Below are 18515 nucleotides of genomic sequence, written 5' to 3'. Positions count from 1 at the left end.
TGGATTATCAAGTTATCTTCTGTTATTTCGCTTTTTGAGTTTGAGAATGTATTTAAAGTTCACGGTGATGAAACAGTTATTGTATTTCGAGACAAAAAGTACTATGTGTGGCTATTAGTTGAGCATGGTACGAATTTAATAGTAGCTTGGCATGTATCAAGATATCGTGATATGTCACAAGTTAAGATATTGTTAGATAAATACTTTAGTCAAAGAAAACAAAACACACAAATAGAGTTAATAACCGATGGACTAAAAGCGTACGAGATAGCAGTGAAACTAAATTTTGATAACGTTGAACACAGAGAAGTAAGACTAGGTAAAAACAACGAATGTGAATCGAAATTTTCGTTATTTAAGATGTTAGTAAAAGCGAAAAGGAGTTTCAAGAAATTTAGCAACATACGGTACTATGTAAATGGCTTTTGTGTAATAAGGAACCTATGCAAGTTGTATGATAACGAAAGTGAGATGATTACTGCTTTAGCTTCTATCATCACTACTAGTTAACAGCATCGAAACCTTAATAACTTAAGAAAAATTTTACATAATTATTTAAATTCTATACAATTTTAGTTGTAGCAAACGATAATGATGTTGTCAGTATTTTCTATTTGTCTCGTATTGTTTATTATATCACATTAAGGCCTCAGACCAAAAAATCACTGAATATTTTTAAGCAATTAATTTTTTGAAACTTTTCTTCGACTTTACAAATATTATATAATTAAAATTAATAACAATATTTATGAACCTAAAGTAAAACGGTAAAATACTTAGAATGTGCAAGGAGCTAAGAATATGAAAGATGAATTGCTCAAGCTAATTAATGAATTTAAAAAGAACAAGGATATCTTTAAGTTCGGAGAAGAAGCAACAAAACAAGGAATAGTTTTAAGGATCCTAAAAGAATTAGGATGGGATTTCTTTAACATAAGCGAAGTTCAACCAGAATATTCAGTTGGAAATCAGAAAGTAGATTACGCTTTAGGATATAATGGGAAGATTAAAGCTTTTATAGAAGTGAAAAAAGTCAATGAGGATTTGGAAAAACACCAAGAACAACTTCTAAATTATGCATTTAAAGAAGGTGTGAAATTAGCTATATTAACTAATGGAATTAGTTGGTGGTTTTATTTACCTTTGCGTGAAGGAAGTTGGGAACAAAGAAAATTTTATACCATTGAAATACTCGACCAAAAAAGTGAAGATATTGTGGAAAAATTTGAGGAATTTTTATCCAAGGATAATGTGATTTCTGACAAAGCCGTAGAAAATGCTGAAAAATTATACAATAGTAGGCAAAAAATAACTTTGATAACCGAAACACTTCCCAAAGCATGGGATAAAATAATTTCCGAACCTGATAAAAGACTTGTAGAGATTTTAGCTGAAACAACTGAAAGATTGTGTGGACACAAACCTGATAACAGAATAGTTGAAGAGTTTTTAGGAAAAATTAGTCAAGAAAAATCAATACCAAAAATACCAAAAACAATGCCAACTTACTCTGAAACTCAAAATGTTGAAGATTTTACTGGAAAATCCATTATAGGCTTTACTCTAAGAAAAAAGGAATACCAAGTTAACTCTTGGAGAAGCTTGTTAATGAGTATTATCGAAATCGTCTTAACAACAACCAGAAAACAATTTGAAAGAGTGCTTATTTTAAAAGGTAGAAAAAGACCATATTTTTCAAAAATACCTAGTGAGTTAAGAGAACCTGAAAAAATCAAAGACACGGATATTTATGTTGAAACAAATCTTAGCGCAAATAGTATTGTTTCGCTTTCAAAAAAAGTTATAAAGCTTTTCGGATATGACGAAAATGAGCTTATAATACACACAAAAGAAAGCTGATGACTGAGAATAACGTTTATATGAGTACTTAAAAAAATCATTATATGAATATACAAATTTTGCAAATTTTTATTGAGCCATTTGAGTTTAAAATTATTTTTATAGCTAGTAATAATATTATTAAACTCATAAATTTTAATTAATAAGATTAATTTATTACAATTAAAATAGTAAGATATATTAGACTCATTTTGTTTTTTTAATCTTACTGAATAATTCAAAATAATTTGATTGTTTTAATCAAATAAGTTTGGATAATCTTGATAACTTAGATTAAACTAATTAAATTTTACGTTTTTCACGCATTCCAATAGCAAATTTTGCTATTTTATTTTTTGAATAAAAAATGCAATATAAGGTTTCTTATATTGCATTTTTTATATCACCCAGGGTAATAGTTTTAACGTTTCAAAAATCTTTTATTTATGCGGTTTTTCGCAATTTATTTTTCATCATCTGAAGAACATACCATGTATGTCTCTGAAAACAAGTAAGGCCGACTCTTTTAAATAAGGTTTGACTTTTTCAATAAACTTTTGTGCGGTGTCGTCGTCTGTGAAAATTTCGATTATAATCGGAAGTTCAGGTTCGACAATTTCACGTAGTGCTGTGTGGAGTTTCTTATCGAATACGTATCCTTCCATTGCTTTGTATTCAACAAAATCGGATATACCTAATTCTATAGCAAATTCGGCAATGATTTTGTTGAGTGGTTTGTTGTGCAATTCCTTACAACGCACATTTTCTTTTACAAAGATTCTTATATACGTTCCTACAAATTCTTCCATACTATCCCCCCAATTTAGATAGAAATTACAAAATCCGTCGTTACTGCCTTCTTTTCAGATGTAAAAAGTGTAATTTCAAAACTTCTATCACTATTTCAGTCTATCAATCCGTTCCTTTCACTCTTCAACCTCTCAAATTCTTCCTTTTCTCTATCTATATCGTCTTTAAAGCTTTTTTACTTTACTTCAAATAAAACATTTCTCTTCAAGCTATTAAATCCATTTTGAATATAAACATCTCTCATGTCGCTATTTACAAATGGATTATTAAGTTATCTTCTATTTTTTCTCTCTTTAAGTTTGAGAATGTTTTCAAAGTCCATACAGAAAGTACTATGTTTGGCTTTTGGTGGAGCATGGACTAAAATCGTACGAATCAGCATAGAGAATGAGCTTCGATAATGTTGGGCACAGAGTGGTAAGACTAAGATGTTTATAAAGGAAAAGGGGGTTAAAGAAATTTAGCAAAATACGGTACTATGTAAATAATTTTTGTGTAGTAAGGAACTTATGTGAGTTATATGAGAATGCAAATAAATTATTATTGCTTTAGCTTCTATAATCATTACTAGTTAACAGCATCTTTAGAATATCAGAATATAACATTGCATATTACCATTCCAAAAAATGCAGCCGATAGTCCTAAAATCAGATTTAGCACGATGTTTAATAAGCCTGAAATATAATAGCCATTTGTTAAAAGCGTTATAGTTTCATAACTGAGTGTAGAGAACGTTGTGAGTCCTCCCATTATTCCAGTAGTTAAAAATAGTCTTAAATTTGGGTTTATATTTGCTCTGAATGAGAGTTGCATTATAAAACCAAGCAAAAGGCTTCCAAAAACGTTAACCAACAAAGTGCCTGGAGGTATCAGCGTTTGCGAAAATATTTGATTCATCTTTAAAGATATAATATACCTAAGTACACTCCCAATGAATCCACCCACACCTACTGCAATTATTGAAATCATATTAAATTAGTACCTCCTATTTTGTTTAATAAATTAGTTTTATTTTGTTTATAACATTATATACATTTTAAATAATTGATATATTTTTAAATAATTGATAAGATATAACACAGTCAATATTTATTTTAACACCAAATTATATTACACTGATTATATATTAACAATCAAATAAATTATTTTATACTAATTCAATTAATACCATCCTATATTATCGAGTTCCTTCCTATGCTATTTTTTGCAATTATCCAACTATCCTACAGTTCATTTAATGCAAATCGTAAAAGTTGCACAAAGCATAATAAAACAACTCATTCAAGAATATAATTAAACTCTCTTTTTCTATTTTACTACATAAAACAAAAGATGTGGAAAGTTTTCCCAAGATTGTAAGCACATTTATTTTACTTAAAATATTTTTATGATAAAATTTAAATAATAAAACGGAGGTGATATCCATGGATTTTGTAAATTACCTTGAAGTCTTCGAGCCACATATATATGAGGATGAATTTATAAAGTTGCCATACAGGCTCTTTAAACCCAAGATAAAAGAAGGCGAAGTTTATCCACTCGTTGTCTTCCTGCACGGCGCTAGGGAAAGAGGAAATGATAACGAAAAGCAAATAACAGCAAACGAAGGGGCAACTACTTGGGCAAACGAAGAATTTCAAAATAAACACCCTTGCTTTGTCTTAGCACCTCAGTGTCCAGAAAATTCTTATTGGGGAAGTTCTTTTAGAGTTTACCATGATATGAACCAGCTTGGTCCCAATTCTTTAATTGCAACTGTTGGATTGGTTATAGATGAGCTAGTGGGAAAATTCCCAATAGATAAGGACCGTATATATGTTACCGGTTTGTCAATGGGAGGGTTTGGCACCATTGCTCTTTTAACGTTGTGTCCGGACAAATTCGCAGCAGGTGTTGTTGTATGCGGTGGTGGAAATCTCAAAAAATTGGATAAGATAAAGCACATACCATTTTGGTTTTTCCACGCAGAAGACGATGATGTCGTTCCTGTAGAATATTCAAGAACATTGGTAAAGAAACTAAACGAATTAGGTGCAGAAGTTAATTACACTGAATATCCAAAAGGCTATATGCAATCAATCGGTCTATTTCCACATGCTTCATGGGTACCTGCGTATAGAGACGAAGAGATGAAGGAATGGCTATTTTCTAAAAAAAGAAAAGCTCCCTGCTAATAGGGAGCTTTCCTCATATTCTTTTTCGAATTATTTGTACTTTGCTAAAATATCTTCTAGGTATTTAATTACATCCTCTTTCTTTTCATACTTTGGTGAATTGAATGCTATCTCTCCCCAATCTGAAATTATCTCTTTTTCGCTTGCCTTATTGTATTTTTCGAGCAATCCATTGACTGTATTTAGAAATTCCGATTTCACCATGTCATAGTGAGCAACAAAGCGTTTATATCTTTCATACAAAAGTCCTCCAGAGAAATTGACAACGTTATTCATCAAAATCTGAATTTCTTGTCTTGCTTCTTCTGAGAACGATAATGCACTTATTTGATTTGAAAAGTCGTCCATCTTTGCTTGTGTAATAGTTTTCCAAGCGCTTTTTTTTGCTATTCCAGGCCAATATGCTGAAGGATTCTTTGATAATGCCTCAATGAAATCTTTTTCAATGTTGGTAAAATCAATGGATGTAAATTCCTTATAAGCACTATTCAACAGATTGACAAAGATCGGTGTTAAGCTATTTGAGAGGTATCCTTTTTCATCATCAGCAAGTATTTTGTCAAGTTCGTTTTTACTATTTTCAATAAAGTCGTTAAACGTCTTTTCCCAATAGGAGGTATTTGAAAGTTTCTTAGATATATACTCGTAACTTTCTTTATACCAATCTACTAACTGATTGTATGTATAGACACTTTCTTGATACTCCCCAACTGTTTGGTATTCATGAGCAAGTTCATGTAGGTAATCGAATACCCCATCTGGAACTCCCCATACACCTTTCAATTCCATATACTTACACGCTTCTATTTCTCTCATGGCAAGATCTACTAACAATTCTCTTGATTCTACGTTGATAGGATTCAAAGTTTGAGATGTAAGGACTGCGAAGAATCTGTATATATCCTGGCCATACATTGATGAAAGTTCTATATCAATGTTTTTCCAATCTGGGAATCTGTTCCATCCACCTGGCATGATATCTATTGTTTTTCTAACCCACGTGCCGTATTTGTTGAAAAATTCTTTTGAGTAAGAACTTAGTAATTTTTCTAACTCACTATCGTTGATTTTTCCAAGGGCAAAGTTATTTAAACTATACAAAGAGTTATATCTCATTGCAAGAGATCTAAAAGTATTTCTTTCTGTGAATGTTTGAAGTGATAGTTCATACAAGCTTATGGAATCTATAATAGCTTGAATGGTTGCAACATCTACTTGATTTAAGAAATCGGGATTATTTTTAATATAACCTGCCAATTTTGAATAGTAAGCGTACTTAAACTTTTCTGGGATTAATTTTTGATACTCATCTGCTCTTTGGTTTAAAACGCTTTCTGGGTCTGATTTGAGTAAGTTTTTGAGCTCATCAACTCTTATTGGGTCTGCCGCTAGTGCCGCAAGATAAAAGTACGATTTTCCATAGGTGTGATTCAATTTTACACTCTTTATTAAATTCTCTTTTGCAATTTTGTACTGTTCACTTATTTGTTGTGGCAACAAATTTTTCTGATTAATCAAATTATTTCTTTGCGCGTTGATCTGAGATCTTATATTTTCTATATTTCTCTGCCTTTCACTTTCCGCTTGCAATTCGTTATACTGAAGATTTAGCCTTTGGGCTTCTGCCTTTTTCAAATTGTGCCAATTTTGAGGTGACAGTGCTTGGAATTGACCTGTGAAATTGTTCAAATTATTTTCTATGCTATCAAGTTGCTTAAGGTACTCATCAATTTTGCTCAAATTGTTTCTCAACTCAGAAAGCGTCGCATATGCAACGTTTCCACTTCTGAAGTAAACTTCAGATATGAAATGATTCCATCTAAGATATGTAGATAGACCTGTTGCTGATATCAAAATAATAGCTAAAGCGATTGCTTTTGCTCCTTTAATTGTGTATTCTTTACCGTTAACCTTATTGAAGTACTTTCCAAGTCCGACGCTTATAACGAAATTCGCAAGTAACGCATTTGGAAGCAAATGCCCTGGGAAACTGAAAACACTTTGAAATGCGAAAATAATTCCACTCAGAACCAACATAGAGAACAGAATCGCATCATCTTTATCTTCAACTTTTCTAATATTTTTTACGACATACATTACAAGTAGGAATAACATTAAAACTATGGTAATAAAGCCCAAAATACCTGTTTCAGAGAGCACCTGGAAGTAATCGTTGTGTGCTCTTTTGAAATTATTCCAGCCGTAATTGTACTCTGGATGAGCCTCTATTAAATCGGAAATACCGTACAAACCATACACTTGGTACGTACCAATACCTTGACCAAGGATTTTATGATTTTTCCAAATGTAAATCGTTGAGAACCATGAGAGAAATCTCTCGTCTCTACTTGAAACGGAAGTCATGGCGCTGAATCTATCTGTCATTTTGAAAGATGCGTAATTGTTGAATGGTGTTGGAATGTTGTATACTACAACAATGAAAACTACCATGAGTATAAATACTAGAATAGATATTTTTCTAAATCTGAGTAACCCTTTTAAAGCTTTTGGATCTTTTTTCCTCAATTCCTCTGAAATCTTGTCTTCTTTTTTTCTTAAATAGAAGAAATAAACCAAAATAAACAAAATTAACTCAATTACCAGTGCAAGATATTCTGATCTCGTTTGAGAAAAAACTATAACATCAAAATACAAAATTGCGGCGATTAATGATATTATTTTGAAAAGATACACAGTCCATAACCTTTTGATGTTCAAATATCCAAAATCCAAACTCGCTACGAAATATATCGCTATGGGAAGGAGCATGTTCAAATAGTTTGAAACAAAAATAACATTACCTATATTCGCCTTTATACTCGCTCTTTCAAATGGTGCCCCGACATTTCCAAGTAAAATATCATAGCCAATGTAAAAATTGAGAATAGCATTTATAGCGATAAATAAACCTGTTAAAACGAATATAAATAAGAATCTCACAATATATTCCTTTTTATTAATGATTGAACTAAAATAAAACGAAAGTAAAACATTTAAGAAGAGGTAAAGACCTATGTCTATCGCTTGTCTGAAGAAAAATCTGTTATCTTGGAATGTGTTTATCGTTGATAGTAAGGCAATTATAGAGAAAGCAAGCCAAGTGAAGTGAACAGGTGTTGCGAAAAATTTAATTTCCTTGTTTTTAAACAGGCGATAGAGCAAATAAAAGCCTAAAATAAAGGTTGCGATAGTTAAAATAGCGTACTTCGGTGTACTGAATTCGTAAGTGTACTGCCTATGAGCAAAAAGCGCTACCAATGGAATAGTTGTGTACCAGACTATCTCTTCAAGAATAGATAACACTTAACCCCGCCTCCTTTTTTATGTAAATAAGTTTTCCTTTAGTATTTCAGAATATTTAGAACTTTACCAAGCATAAAATAAATTACTAGAAGGATAACTAAACTCGAAATACTTGCAATTACATTAGTTTTTGAAAAATATCCAAGTAAAAACACCAAAAGCTGTATAGATACAACCATATACAGCGTTTTTCTTTTATCATTAAACCTTTCGTATATCTTGTTGTATAAATATTTCCCATTGTTATTAAATATCGGTTGTTTATTTAAAATATTTCTCAAAAGGCCAGTTGATAAATTGAAATAGAAATGCGAAATAAAGATAAAGGCAGAAATCAAATAAGGTATATTAGAACTACCGTGTCTCATGGTAGAGAGCAAACCTATTGAAAGTACTCCTCCAACGAAATAACCTCCACCACTTCCCATTGAAATCCTCGCCGGTGGGAAGTTGTATATGAAGTAACCAAAGACAGCGCCGATTAGCGCAGAGAGTAACATACCGTCGTATCTTGACGAAACTAAAATTGAAAGACCCATTGAAGAAATTATCGATACGCTTGCGCAAACACCATCCATTCCATCCATCATTTTTACAGAGTTGATTAAAATAACAACTAAAAAAATATATAGTGGGAAAAACCAATTGAATCCAATGTATTTATAAGTAAGAATTAAAGCTACGAATAACTCGACTACTAACTTTAAGGACTGTTTTATTCTCTTAACATCATCTACTAAACCAATAATCGTTAACAAGGTCAAGGAAAATTTGGTTATAATTTCAAAAGGTGTTGATACAATAACAGCAAGATATATAGCAAGCCCACCAAGGTATGGTGTTATTCTTTCATATTCTTTTGATCCCTCGTTTGGTTTATCGACAATATTGTATTTATATGCAATCTTCCCAAATATTGGAACCGTTAAAGCAGAAATAATTAGCGAAACAATCATTAAAATGGGAGAAAACATCAATTGCACCTCTCTAAAATTGGTATGGTTTTATCTCTTCTTGAGACTCTTCTTTAGTTCCATTTTCGGTACCTTGTTTGCTAGGTTGCTCAATAATTTGATTAGTGCTTTGCTTCGTTTCAAAGCTTTTATTACTCGTCAAGAGTGTTTCTACGCTCATGCCATTTTCAAGTGCTTTTAATACTTCTTCTTTCATATACGTATAATCTGTACCATTATAGCTAAGATTTGTGACCTTAACATCGCCATTTGGAAGAACGACAAATCTTATCATAAGGCTTGAATTATTGAAAACAACATTGTCATTATCAGTATCTAACGACCAGCCATTTCTTCCAAGAAATTCATAGTAAGTCTTTCTTGAGTACACTGAGTTTTTAACAAGTTCTACAAGATTTTTAGTCAATACATCGACTTTAAATATTTTGCCAATGATATAATCGGTAACTTCATCAATAACATTTCGATCGTTCATGTAAACCTTCTCAAGTAGCACTTCTTTCCCAAAGAGTATTTCGAAGTTAAACTTAAATTGCCATACTTGACCAGCGTAGTTTCCTGTCCCAGTCAAAACAACTTTATTGTTATTCTTATCGAACATCCAGCTAACATTTCTTAAAAATCTTTCAAATGCCGATTTATTGCTGCTGTATTGACTACCTTTGACAATTATAGAATTTTGAACCAATGAAATCAGCTCATTGTACTTACTTTCCTCTAACTGTGATGAAATCTTTCCTAAATCATCTACCAACCTAGAAAGCAATTCATTTGGATTTACATTATTCCCGTCGATTGTTGAATTAATCAAATAAGCTCCTTTCGATGAAATCAAGAAAGAGAGTGTAACTTTATTCTTACCAACCTTTGTAACTCCGCTTGCCGTCAACTTTGTACCTTTCATTGTACTTTCAATACTCCACGAGATGTTGTCACAACTTCCAATCAAAAGCTCACCGAATTTTTTGCTATACCCTGGTACTGATGCATTTGATATCTTTTCCTTAAACATCTCCAATTCAGATTGTAAATCGTATCCACCGTACTTGACAAGGTAGTATTTCAGTACATCTTGCGCTTCTCCGCCATCAATTTCAGAACCATTAACGAAAATGTACTTCACACTGACAGAACCATCTGATTCCAATTTAAACCCTATACTTAAAGAAATTTCATTTTTGTCAACGACATCAGTTGCGTTAAACTCTACAACATTTTCATCCTCACTTTTTATCGACCATCTCGGATTGTTAAGATTTCCGAAAATTTCTTCTATTGTCTTCGTCGAAAAATCTTTTAGTCTTCCTTGTTTTATCATATCTACAAGATTACTTTTTATACTCTGCTTGTCTATTTTATAAATATTCGCCAAAAAGACACGCATTTCGGCTGGAGAAAAAACCTTGCCATCAACGGTAATATTTTCAACAGTTATCTTTACATTATTTCCAACTTTTCTAAACCTGAATTGCATACTAACATATTGTGAATTAGCGTTTTTTCCACTTAAAACTAAAATCTCTTTACCATCCTGATTTAGATACTCATAGCCTTCTACAGTAAGATAATTGAAGAGTGCAGAAGCGTTTGACAATTCGTAATCCTCTGGTGGAATTTTTTGCAAAAGATTGTATAATGCCTTTTTGTATATTGCTTCATATTCCTTTTCAAAATCTTCGACCTTAACATTGTTCATATACAACTTCATTGAACCGTCTTTTAAAATCTCAAGGATGTATCTATTTCTCATCTCATCACTACCAATTAATTTTGGATTACCAAAGATTGGTATCTCAAAGTTCGAATTAATAAGACCATTCTCAAATGTTTCCTTAGCGGTTAAAACTTTATACTTGTCAAACGACTTATTAAGTAATTTTTCCTTGTTTTGTAATACAATCAATCCTACCAATACAAAAATTACGACGAAAATAACTAATAAACTTATCAAAGCGGCAACTTTACCTTTACCAACGTTCTTCCGCTTCATACTTTTTATCCCTCCAAAATTATTTATTTTTCCTAAAATGAATAACTACCCAAAAATATTATACTACAAAACATTAAAAACTTCTTCCTATCTTGAAAAAATTAAAGGTTATGATATAATGCTTAACGTGAGATAAAAATTTAATAAGTGGGGCCGTAGCTCAGTTGGGAGAGCGCTACCTTCGCACGGTAGAGGCCGTGGGTTCAAATCCCATCGGCTCCACCAGAATAAAAATAAAAAAGCCTTGGAAATTGAAAAACCAAGGCTTTTTTATTTTATTTTTTCAGTATTCTAAAATTTTTCAACTAAATTCATTTTTTATGACATAAATTAATGGGATGTTGAAATTAAATATCATTTAAGTTCCATCGCAGAAGCGATTAATATAAATAATATTAAACTTCAATAGAGAGGTTTAGATGTTTTAAATAGTTGAGAAATAATTCCTGAGACTTTTACAAAAGATTATTCAACATGTTAGATTATTGAAAAATGCGTATGCTTAATTATATTAAGATCTCCTCAATAGTACTGTAAATATAAAGTGAGGTGTACTACTATACAACTGTAAAAAATTTGTGGTGGTTAGCGTTATTAAGTTTGGATTTTTTCATTAGTGGTAAACACTATAGTTCTTTACAGTGTAATAATTATTGAAATAAGTGTTACTGGACTTTATTTAGCTAATAAACTAATAAAATCAAGAAAGTAGATTTATACTATTAAAAAGCGTACCTACTTTGAAAAATACATAAAATATATAAATTTGCATGGTTTGTTTGTATTATTTATTCTTTTAAAAGTTTTACACCGTATATCTCATACGCACTGCAAAGTGGTTCGTAGGGGCAGACATTGTTATATCCTCTGCATTTTCGATTTTCAAACAATGTTTTAGACATATCTCTTTTAATTTTTGATTTGTCGATATTTCCTTTTTCACTTAGAATAGAGAAGAACGTCCTACTTTGGTTCATTAAAAAAACGGGTGTAAAAATTCCTTTCAACGATATGTCGTCCATCGTTGAAACAAGCCATCCTTCAAAATCGTTTAATGTAAAAGAAACGTTAGGTTCTAAAATTTCAATAATATAAACTGGCTCTTCTTGATTTTCCCTTTCGATATACCTGTACTCTATCTTTTCTTGATCGATTTTGAGAAACATTAAAAATACATGGGAACCATTTTCTTTTATTTCTTTTTTCCAAAGAAGGTTTTCTTTGTTTTCATATTTCAAAATTAGATAATCATAAAGAATAAGTTGCTCGAATCTTATCGAGCTTAGGGAATTTTTGTAATCGATAATCGCGTATTTATTTTCCTCATCAAGAATTTTGTCTATTCTATCTATTCTTCCAATAACATGATATCTTCCAATTTCACATTCAGCACTTAATTCTGTCTTTAGTGTTTCGTCTGTGTATAAGTCTTTTGTACCTTCTTTTGATTTTTTTGAATTATCTAATTTTAAAGGTAGTGTCTTACTTTTTTGTCCAAGCGTTATTAAATACTTTGAGTCTGCAAACTCTCTCAAGTAAACTGAAAGCTTATCAAATATCTCATCCGACAATATCTTTTTCGGGATTTTGTACTTAAATACACCTTCTGAAAATGATTCGGCTGATTCTTCTATAAGCTCTTTAAGGACCCCATCGTTATAGTTTAACAACGAATATACATTTTTAGGATAGTTTATATCAAATAATTTTGCCAATACCCTATGTGTGATTATACCTTCCATTAAAGCAAGATTATTTTCCTTAGTTTTCTCTGGCAAAGTAGCTATATTTGAATAGTAAAACAACATTGGACATGATAAATAGGTCGCAATTTTGCTATGGCTGAATTCGGTCATGTTACTTTCTCCAACGACAAAGTCCTCTCTTTTCACTTCTATGATTTGACTTGCAGATTGCGCAAGCTTGTATATATCATAATCTATCTTCTTGAAAATATCATCGCTCGATATTTTTGCTTCTATGTGGTTATGTGCCAATTCAGATAAGTATTTCGACGGGACTAGTGGATCACCTGTATTTGTGGATTTTGGAAATATCAAATACGAATTTTGAGAGAATATTATTGAAAGAAAAACTGAACTTCTTTCACTTTCTTCAAGCAAATCATATATCCGTGAACGTTGATTCGTTGTTCGATACAAAAGTGGATTTATCTTACCTATAGATGGGTAGTAATCATCTATGAAATCAACGAAGAATTTGTACTTCTTCTTTACAAATTTTGATGTTGGAATATCGATTATATCTACAACATTCGCAGATTTAAATGTTTCTCTATAGCCGTTTGAATTCAATAGTACGACAAAGAGCTTAAACAATTTACTCCAGCTTGTCACTTTACTGAGTTTGCTCTCCCTCAATTTCTGAACGTATATTTCCAATTTGTTTAAGACGTTTATAAACTTGGATAGAGCGTTAATCTCTTTACCCACACTTCTAATGACGCTTTTTTGTGAGGACATTATTTCGTAATTTTCTAAAATATCCCCAAATTTCAAAATCGATGACTTTATAAACTCTTTATACCATTCAAAGAAATCTTTGCTTCCCCAATTTTCATGTATGTTATCTAGCAAACCGAAAAGTTCTTCCATTATCTCTTTGAATTTCTTTAACTTCTCAAGCCTCTCCACAGAAGATAGATAAACATCCTCTTCAATGTCGTACTCTTCTTTCTTCGACTCAAGTTCCGCGATATCTCTTTCCAACTTTTCGAAGAAATTTTTTCTTCTATCTTCTTTATTTCTCATTTCCGATGGTTTCATTCTTATGGAATAATACTCGTACTCTTTAAATAAATCTTCTATCTCATCCATCGTCAGTTCTCTTTTTTCAACGAGTGGTGATTCGATTACCGCAAGTAAATCTTCCGGTCTATACCCTTCCTCTATAGTTAACAAAGGTTGCAAAAGTATCTTAATTATATGACTTTCCGTAAGTGGATTTTTCCCACTGTACCGGTACGGTATACCTGCTTCATCAAATTCATCCATTAACCTGTAAGCTATATTAGTATTTGGAACAACAATGCCTACTTCTTCCGGGTTAACACCTTCTATAATCAAACTTTTGACTTGCTTTACTAAGTAATGGTATTCGTTGTACTGATTCTCTACATCTACTTCGCTTATGTTCTTATTTTTAATTAACTCCTCTAAATTTACAACTTTTTTATCGCACAATGAATCGTCAAATTCAAAAGAATTCTTTTCTAAGAAATCGTAGATTTCATCAATTTGACTAAACGCTGAATCGTTTACTTTTTGCCAAACAAAAAATATCGTATTTTCCGACTTTTTAACCAGCTCAGCCAATGCTTGACTTGTTAAAAGTGATAGGTTGAAAAATCCGCTGATGACAAGATATTTTCTATTTACTTCTAAATCTCTGGCATTTTCTACGTACCACTTGTATATGTTCATTGGATCGTACATATACCTTGATTGTAATTCTTTCGCGACACTTTTCATCTCACTTAAGATGTCTCTAATAATCTGAGCAAAAACCGATGTATCGTTCATCAGTTGATTCACAACGTCGTATTGATTTGTTAAATTTTCTGTGCTTCCGTGCAATTCAATTTCCCAGAGTTTTTCGAATATCTCGACTATGTACTGAACTATCGTATTTGATTTCGAAAGGGTTCTGAGGAGCAGCAACCTATCGGAATTCTGAGAATTCTGTTTATCCTTTTCCGAATCGTAAAGCTCGTCTATAATCTTCGAAATGTAAACTGTGTAAAAATCTCTATCCAAAACTTCAGCTTGATAATTATTCTTCTTCAGAAACTCCGTAACGTACTGGTTTATAACCAAGAAGGCATCTCTGTTTATCGTTTTCCCGGATCTTTCAGCAACTATATCAGCGATCTGCCTTACATAGAACCCAGTGGGGCCTATGAAAAGAAAATCCATAGGATTTTCTAAGTAAATATTCGCTATTTTATCGGCTACCAGTTCAAAATGATTATCATCCAAGGGTACTATGTACGCTTTTCTCATCTATATCACCTCTAAATTTCTTATCAGCTTTGCCAGTAATTCAATGAAATCATCGCCAGGTCTTTCAACTCTAATAACGAACCCACTTCTTGCGCCGACTAAATACCCTCCAGCAATTTCTCCGAAATCTTTAAGCATGTACATATAAAATTGGAGCTGGAATTTGTACTTCTCAACTTCTTCAGAACCATCCTTTAGATACGATGATTTAAAATCAACAACGTATATCTTTCCATCTTTGAAAAACACCTTATCTGGCACACCAAAGAGTGTATATTTCTTACCATCTATAACCACCGATTTTGCGATTCTCCATTCGGAAATAACCTTATCACTGTTTTCAAATAGATATTTGATTACATCCGCTTTCAATATCTTCTCGGGCAACTCTCCTCTTTCGACAAGATTCAACAAATCTGGATATCTTTGAACACTCATCAACCTTCTATGTATATTCTTCCCTTCGATAACTTCCCTCGAGGTTTCAAGTAACGAAGATAGAAGTAGACTTACCTCACTTTTACTTCTCTTTTGTTTTTCTTGATTTTTTTCGAAAATTTTTAATATATCTTGTTTTTCTTGACCTTCGAAAAGAGGCATATTTTCTTCAAAATCGACCTCTAGTTCGTTAACCAACTCTTTATCACTCTTCTCATCTGTAATGTTGTACAAAAGAGTTGGTGATATGTACCTTTTGTACCCAATATTCGAAAAATCTTCTATCTGTTTTCTTATCTTTTCCTCGTCTAGCAATTTTTTATTCTCTTCCCCTGAAAATTCAGAAATACTCAGCGATTTTACCATTTCATCGATTTGCTTTTTGTCTATTGTAATAGTTTTAAACTCATTATGTGCAAGGTATTGTCCAGCAGTTTTTCCTCTTTTCCCCCTAGAGCTATTAGTATTGTACGTTACCACAAATAACATCTCTTTTGCCCTGGTTATAGCCACGTATATCTTTCGCAGTATCTCAGTCTCATCGTATATTAACTCTGCTTCCAATTCTCCCTTTAATTTCTTATACTCATCCTTGTTTATATTAAACTTATCCTTATAATTCTCTATGAACCTTTTGATATGAATATACCTTCCTCCATTGTCATCCGATGGGAAGAATACCTCATCAGATTCCATCTCATTAAAATTATTGTTAACAAGGAAAACTATGTTGTACTCAAGTCCTTTTGAAGCATGCACTGTCATCATCTTAACGACGTTGTCTTCTTCGGAAACTTCGGAAGCCTCGGTCTCTTGTAATTCCTCCACTTTTGAAAGCAATCTTATTAGCTCGGAGAATGTCGACGCCTGTTGGTTAAATTCCGTAGCTTGGTCAAGCAATTTCTTAACGTTTTTCAATCTTTGGACACTGTTTGGAAATTTCGAAAGTTTAGCTAAGTAATAACTCTCGTTGATGAATCCTTTCAAAACCTCGGCTGGTCTTAAAAAGTATTTCAATTCATCGTACTTTTGCACAAGTTCGATCATTTCGGAAACGTAGTCTGGCAAATCTTCTTTGCCAAGTTTTTTAGCTGATTGGAAGAATGATATTCTCTCACCGTTTTCCCTTAATTTTCTTGCGTTTAAAACTATTTTGTGCAATATTTTGAATTTGTCGAAAGATGGTGAGAAATCTGTTGATTCGACAAAAGGCGTAAGGAAAAATTCAACGAAGTTATAGTCATTGTTAGGATTTTGAATCACGGAAAGCGCGGAAATAACTGCTCTTATTTCAGGGCGTTTGTAAAATCCTCGCCCTTTTACAACATAAAGTGGGATATTGAATTTACCAAAAGTTTCTCTGTATATCGATTCAATACCCGCTAATTTGTAACTTAAGATAGCTATGTCTTTGTACTCCACTTTTCTTGTTACGTAATCATTCTTCTCTTTATCGAAAATAGTAATCTCCTTGCCAACTAAATTTTTAATAGCCATTGCAACCAAATTTGCCTCGTCTTCGGGAGAAACTTTTTCATCGAGTGATACTATACTTAAGTAGGAAACCCTACTTATGCTCTCGTTGAGAAAATCAATCTGTGGAATAACTTCACTTTCTAACTTTTTAATATGTGCATTTGAAATGTCTTCATCTAAGAACCAAAGTTTATCGTACAAGTCCCGATAGCGCAACCTAAAAGCTTCGTGCAGATAAAGTTTTGCTTCATCATCGGATATTTCAGATATCGGCTTATTAGAATTAAAACCATTTAAATTAGAAAGCATATCGTAGATTTCATTTCTAAATATAGAATCCCTCGAAACTTTGTTAAAATAATCAACGAGAAATTCATGCGATCTGTAATTAGTTTGGAGCGAAAGTATCCTGTATTTATCAGGTGAAATCTTTGCCCTTTTCTCAAATTCATCCATCGTCTTTACAAAAACAGAAACATCAGCTCCCCTGAATCTGTATATCGACTGTTTCCTATCTCCGACATAGAATATGTAATTTTTGTCCGTGTGGATAAAATCAAATATCATGCGCTGGAGTTCATTTGTGTCTTGGAACTCATCAACTATGATATATTTGAACCTCTCTTGATAATATTTTCTAACTTCTTCATTATTATTCAAAACTTCGATAGTCTTTTCCAGTACGCCTTTGAAATCGTATTCAAAGTTATCAATTGTCTCTGCTTCGTAAAGCTCTGAGGCAATTAAACTAATGAGCCTCAAAACTCTAAAAGAATTACCTGCTTTTTTCATCACATCCAGTAGTAATTTACTAACGTTGGACTGTCTAAGCTCAAGCCTCCAGTTTGTAACTATATCCTCAACAAAACCTTTCACTCTCCAAACATCTCCAACTAATTCAAAAAGGTCGATAATGGAATCCTTTATTTCTTTCAATTCTTTTATATATCCTTCTATTCTTTTCCTTCTTTCGCTTGAAAGCATTGGGGAGAGCGGAATTTCCAAATCTTCGTACACCTTAAAAGCGATTTCCATAGCCTGCCGTGAGGCGCTATCGATGATTTTCAATTGTTTTAAATCGTTGATAATTGTAAAATTCGGGTCGACACCAGCGTAGATATTTTGCTCAATCAACACTCTTCTGCAAAAACTGTCGATTGTTGAGATAACCGCTCTGGACATATTGGAATAAACACGTTTCCAATAAGCCAAGTTACTGACTGATGAAGATGTAATCTTTTCTCTGACTTTATTCATTATCCTTTCTTTCATTTCGTTTGCGGCTTTGTTAGTAAACGTCACTGCCAAAATACCATCGACTATATCTGGATTATTCTCCTTTTCGTAGTATTCCAAAATCCCCATGTAATAGTTCGTCAAAGTGTAAGTTTTACCTGTCCCAGCAGATGCTGAGATGAAATAATTGCAATTTGGATTTTCTCTAACTATATCTGCAACGGACTTTCCAAGATTTTGCATAAAAGCCACC

The 18515-nt window shown here is 32.4% G+C and carries 10 protein-coding genes and 1 tRNA gene; 4 read left to right on the top strand and 7 right to left on the bottom strand.

The features are described from left to right. A partial coding sequence (locus tag AS161_RS09280; protein ID WP_206518808.1) for a DDE-type integrase/transposase/recombinase occupies positions 1-510 on the top strand: 510 nt, incomplete at its 5' end. 291 nt (positions 511-801) lie between these two features. Beyond that, positions 802-1860, top strand: a complete 1059-nt coding sequence (locus AS161_RS08805) for a type I restriction endonuclease (RefSeq protein ID WP_164542531.1) — start codon at positions 802-804, stop codon at positions 1858-1860. A 452-nt stretch (positions 1861-2312) separates the two neighbouring features. Here the strand turns inward: AS161_RS08805 and AS161_RS08800 are convergent, their stop codons facing one another. Both AS161_RS08800 and crcB read right to left on the bottom strand, forming a co-directional pair. Then, positions 2313-2648: a DUF190 domain-containing protein gene (locus AS161_RS08800; protein ID WP_164542530.1), complete on the bottom strand. Its 336-nt coding sequence runs from the start codon at positions 2646-2648 to the stop codon at positions 2313-2315. A 592-nt stretch (positions 2649-3240) separates the two neighbouring features. Continuing rightward, on the bottom strand, positions 3241-3618 hold the full coding sequence (crcB, locus tag AS161_RS08795) for a fluoride efflux transporter CrcB (protein WP_164542529.1): 378 nt from the start codon (positions 3616-3618) through the stop codon (positions 3241-3243). 455 nt (positions 3619-4073) lie between these two features. Here crcB and AS161_RS08790 point away from each other — a divergent pair, with 455 nt between their 5' ends. Then, positions 4074-4823, top strand: a complete 750-nt coding sequence (locus AS161_RS08790) for a prolyl oligopeptidase family serine peptidase (RefSeq protein ID WP_164542528.1) — start codon at positions 4074-4076, stop codon at positions 4821-4823. A 30-nt stretch (positions 4824-4853) separates the two neighbouring features. On the opposite strand, the gene AS161_RS08785 is transcribed toward AS161_RS08790, so the two are convergent. From AS161_RS08785 to AS161_RS08775, 3 genes are read right to left on the bottom strand one after another with little or no spacing between them, the layout of a single operon-like run. Next, the gene (locus AS161_RS08785; protein WP_164542527.1) at positions 4854-8126 is read right to left on the bottom strand and encodes an O-antigen ligase; all 3273 of its coding nucleotides are present in this window, start codon (positions 8124-8126) and stop codon (positions 4854-4856) included. A gap of 38 nt (positions 8127-8164) precedes the next feature. Beyond that, positions 8165-9100 (bottom strand): glycosyltransferase family 4 protein, encoded by a 936-nt coding sequence (locus AS161_RS08780; protein WP_164542526.1) that lies wholly within the window; start codon positions 9098-9100, stop codon positions 8165-8167. Positions 9101-9113: 13 nt separating this feature from the next. Continuing rightward, positions 9114-11090 (bottom strand): hypothetical protein, encoded by a 1977-nt coding sequence (locus tag AS161_RS08775; RefSeq protein WP_164542525.1) that lies wholly within the window; start codon positions 11088-11090, stop codon positions 9114-9116. 149 nt (positions 11091-11239) lie between these two features. Between AS161_RS08775 and AS161_RS08770 the strand changes: the two genes are divergently transcribed. Further along, positions 11240-11315 (top strand) — tRNA-Ala (locus tag AS161_RS08770). A 563-nt stretch (positions 11316-11878) separates the two neighbouring features. Here the strand turns inward: AS161_RS08770 and AS161_RS08765 are convergent. Both AS161_RS08765 and AS161_RS08760 read right to left on the bottom strand, forming a co-directional pair. Then, positions 11879-15112, bottom strand: coding sequence for a PD-(D/E)XK nuclease family protein (locus tag AS161_RS08765; protein WP_164542524.1), 3234 nt, complete (start codon positions 15110-15112; stop codon positions 11879-11881). Next, positions 15113-18505 (bottom strand): UvrD-helicase domain-containing protein, encoded by a 3393-nt coding sequence (locus tag AS161_RS08760; RefSeq protein WP_164542523.1) that lies wholly within the window; start codon positions 18503-18505, stop codon positions 15113-15115. Positions 18506-18515: the final 10 nt, after the last annotated feature.

The sequence above is a fragment of the Fervidobacterium sp. 2310opik-2 genome (genome assembly GCF_011057735.1).
GTDB classification, from domain to species: Bacteria; Thermotogota; Thermotogae; order Thermotogales; family Fervidobacteriaceae; genus Fervidobacterium; species Fervidobacterium nodosum.
This window is presented reverse-complemented; position numbering and strand designations above follow the sequence as displayed.

Bases quoted from the DNA above. Each gene is read 5' to 3' on its own strand.
- AS161_RS08805 (WP_164542531.1), top strand. From the start codon at position 802: ATGAAAGATGAATTGCTCAAGCTAATTAATGAATTTAAAAAGAACAAG.
- AS161_RS08800 (WP_164542530.1), bottom strand. From the start codon at position 2,648: ATGGAAGAATTTGTAGGAACGTATATAAGAATCTTTGTAAAAGAAAAT.
- crcB (WP_164542529.1), bottom strand. From the start codon at position 3,618: ATGATTTCAATAATTGCAGTAGGTGTGGGTGGATTCATTGGGAGTGTA.
- AS161_RS08790 (WP_164542528.1), top strand. From the start codon at position 4,074: ATGGATTTTGTAAATTACCTTGAAGTCTTCGAGCCACATATATATGAG.
- AS161_RS08780 (WP_164542526.1), bottom strand. From the start codon at position 9,100: ATGTTTTCTCCCATTTTAATGATTGTTTCGCTAATTATTTCTGCTTTA.
- AS161_RS08775 (WP_164542525.1), bottom strand. From the start codon at position 11,090: ATGAAGCGGAAGAACGTTGGTAAAGGTAAAGTTGCCGCTTTGATAAGT.
- AS161_RS08765 (WP_164542524.1), bottom strand. From the start codon at position 15,112: ATGAGAAAAGCGTACATAGTACCCTTGGATGATAATCATTTTGAACTG.
- AS161_RS08760 (WP_164542523.1), bottom strand. From the start codon at position 18,505: ATGCAAAATCTTGGAAAGTCCGTTGCAGATATAGTTAGAGAAAATCCA.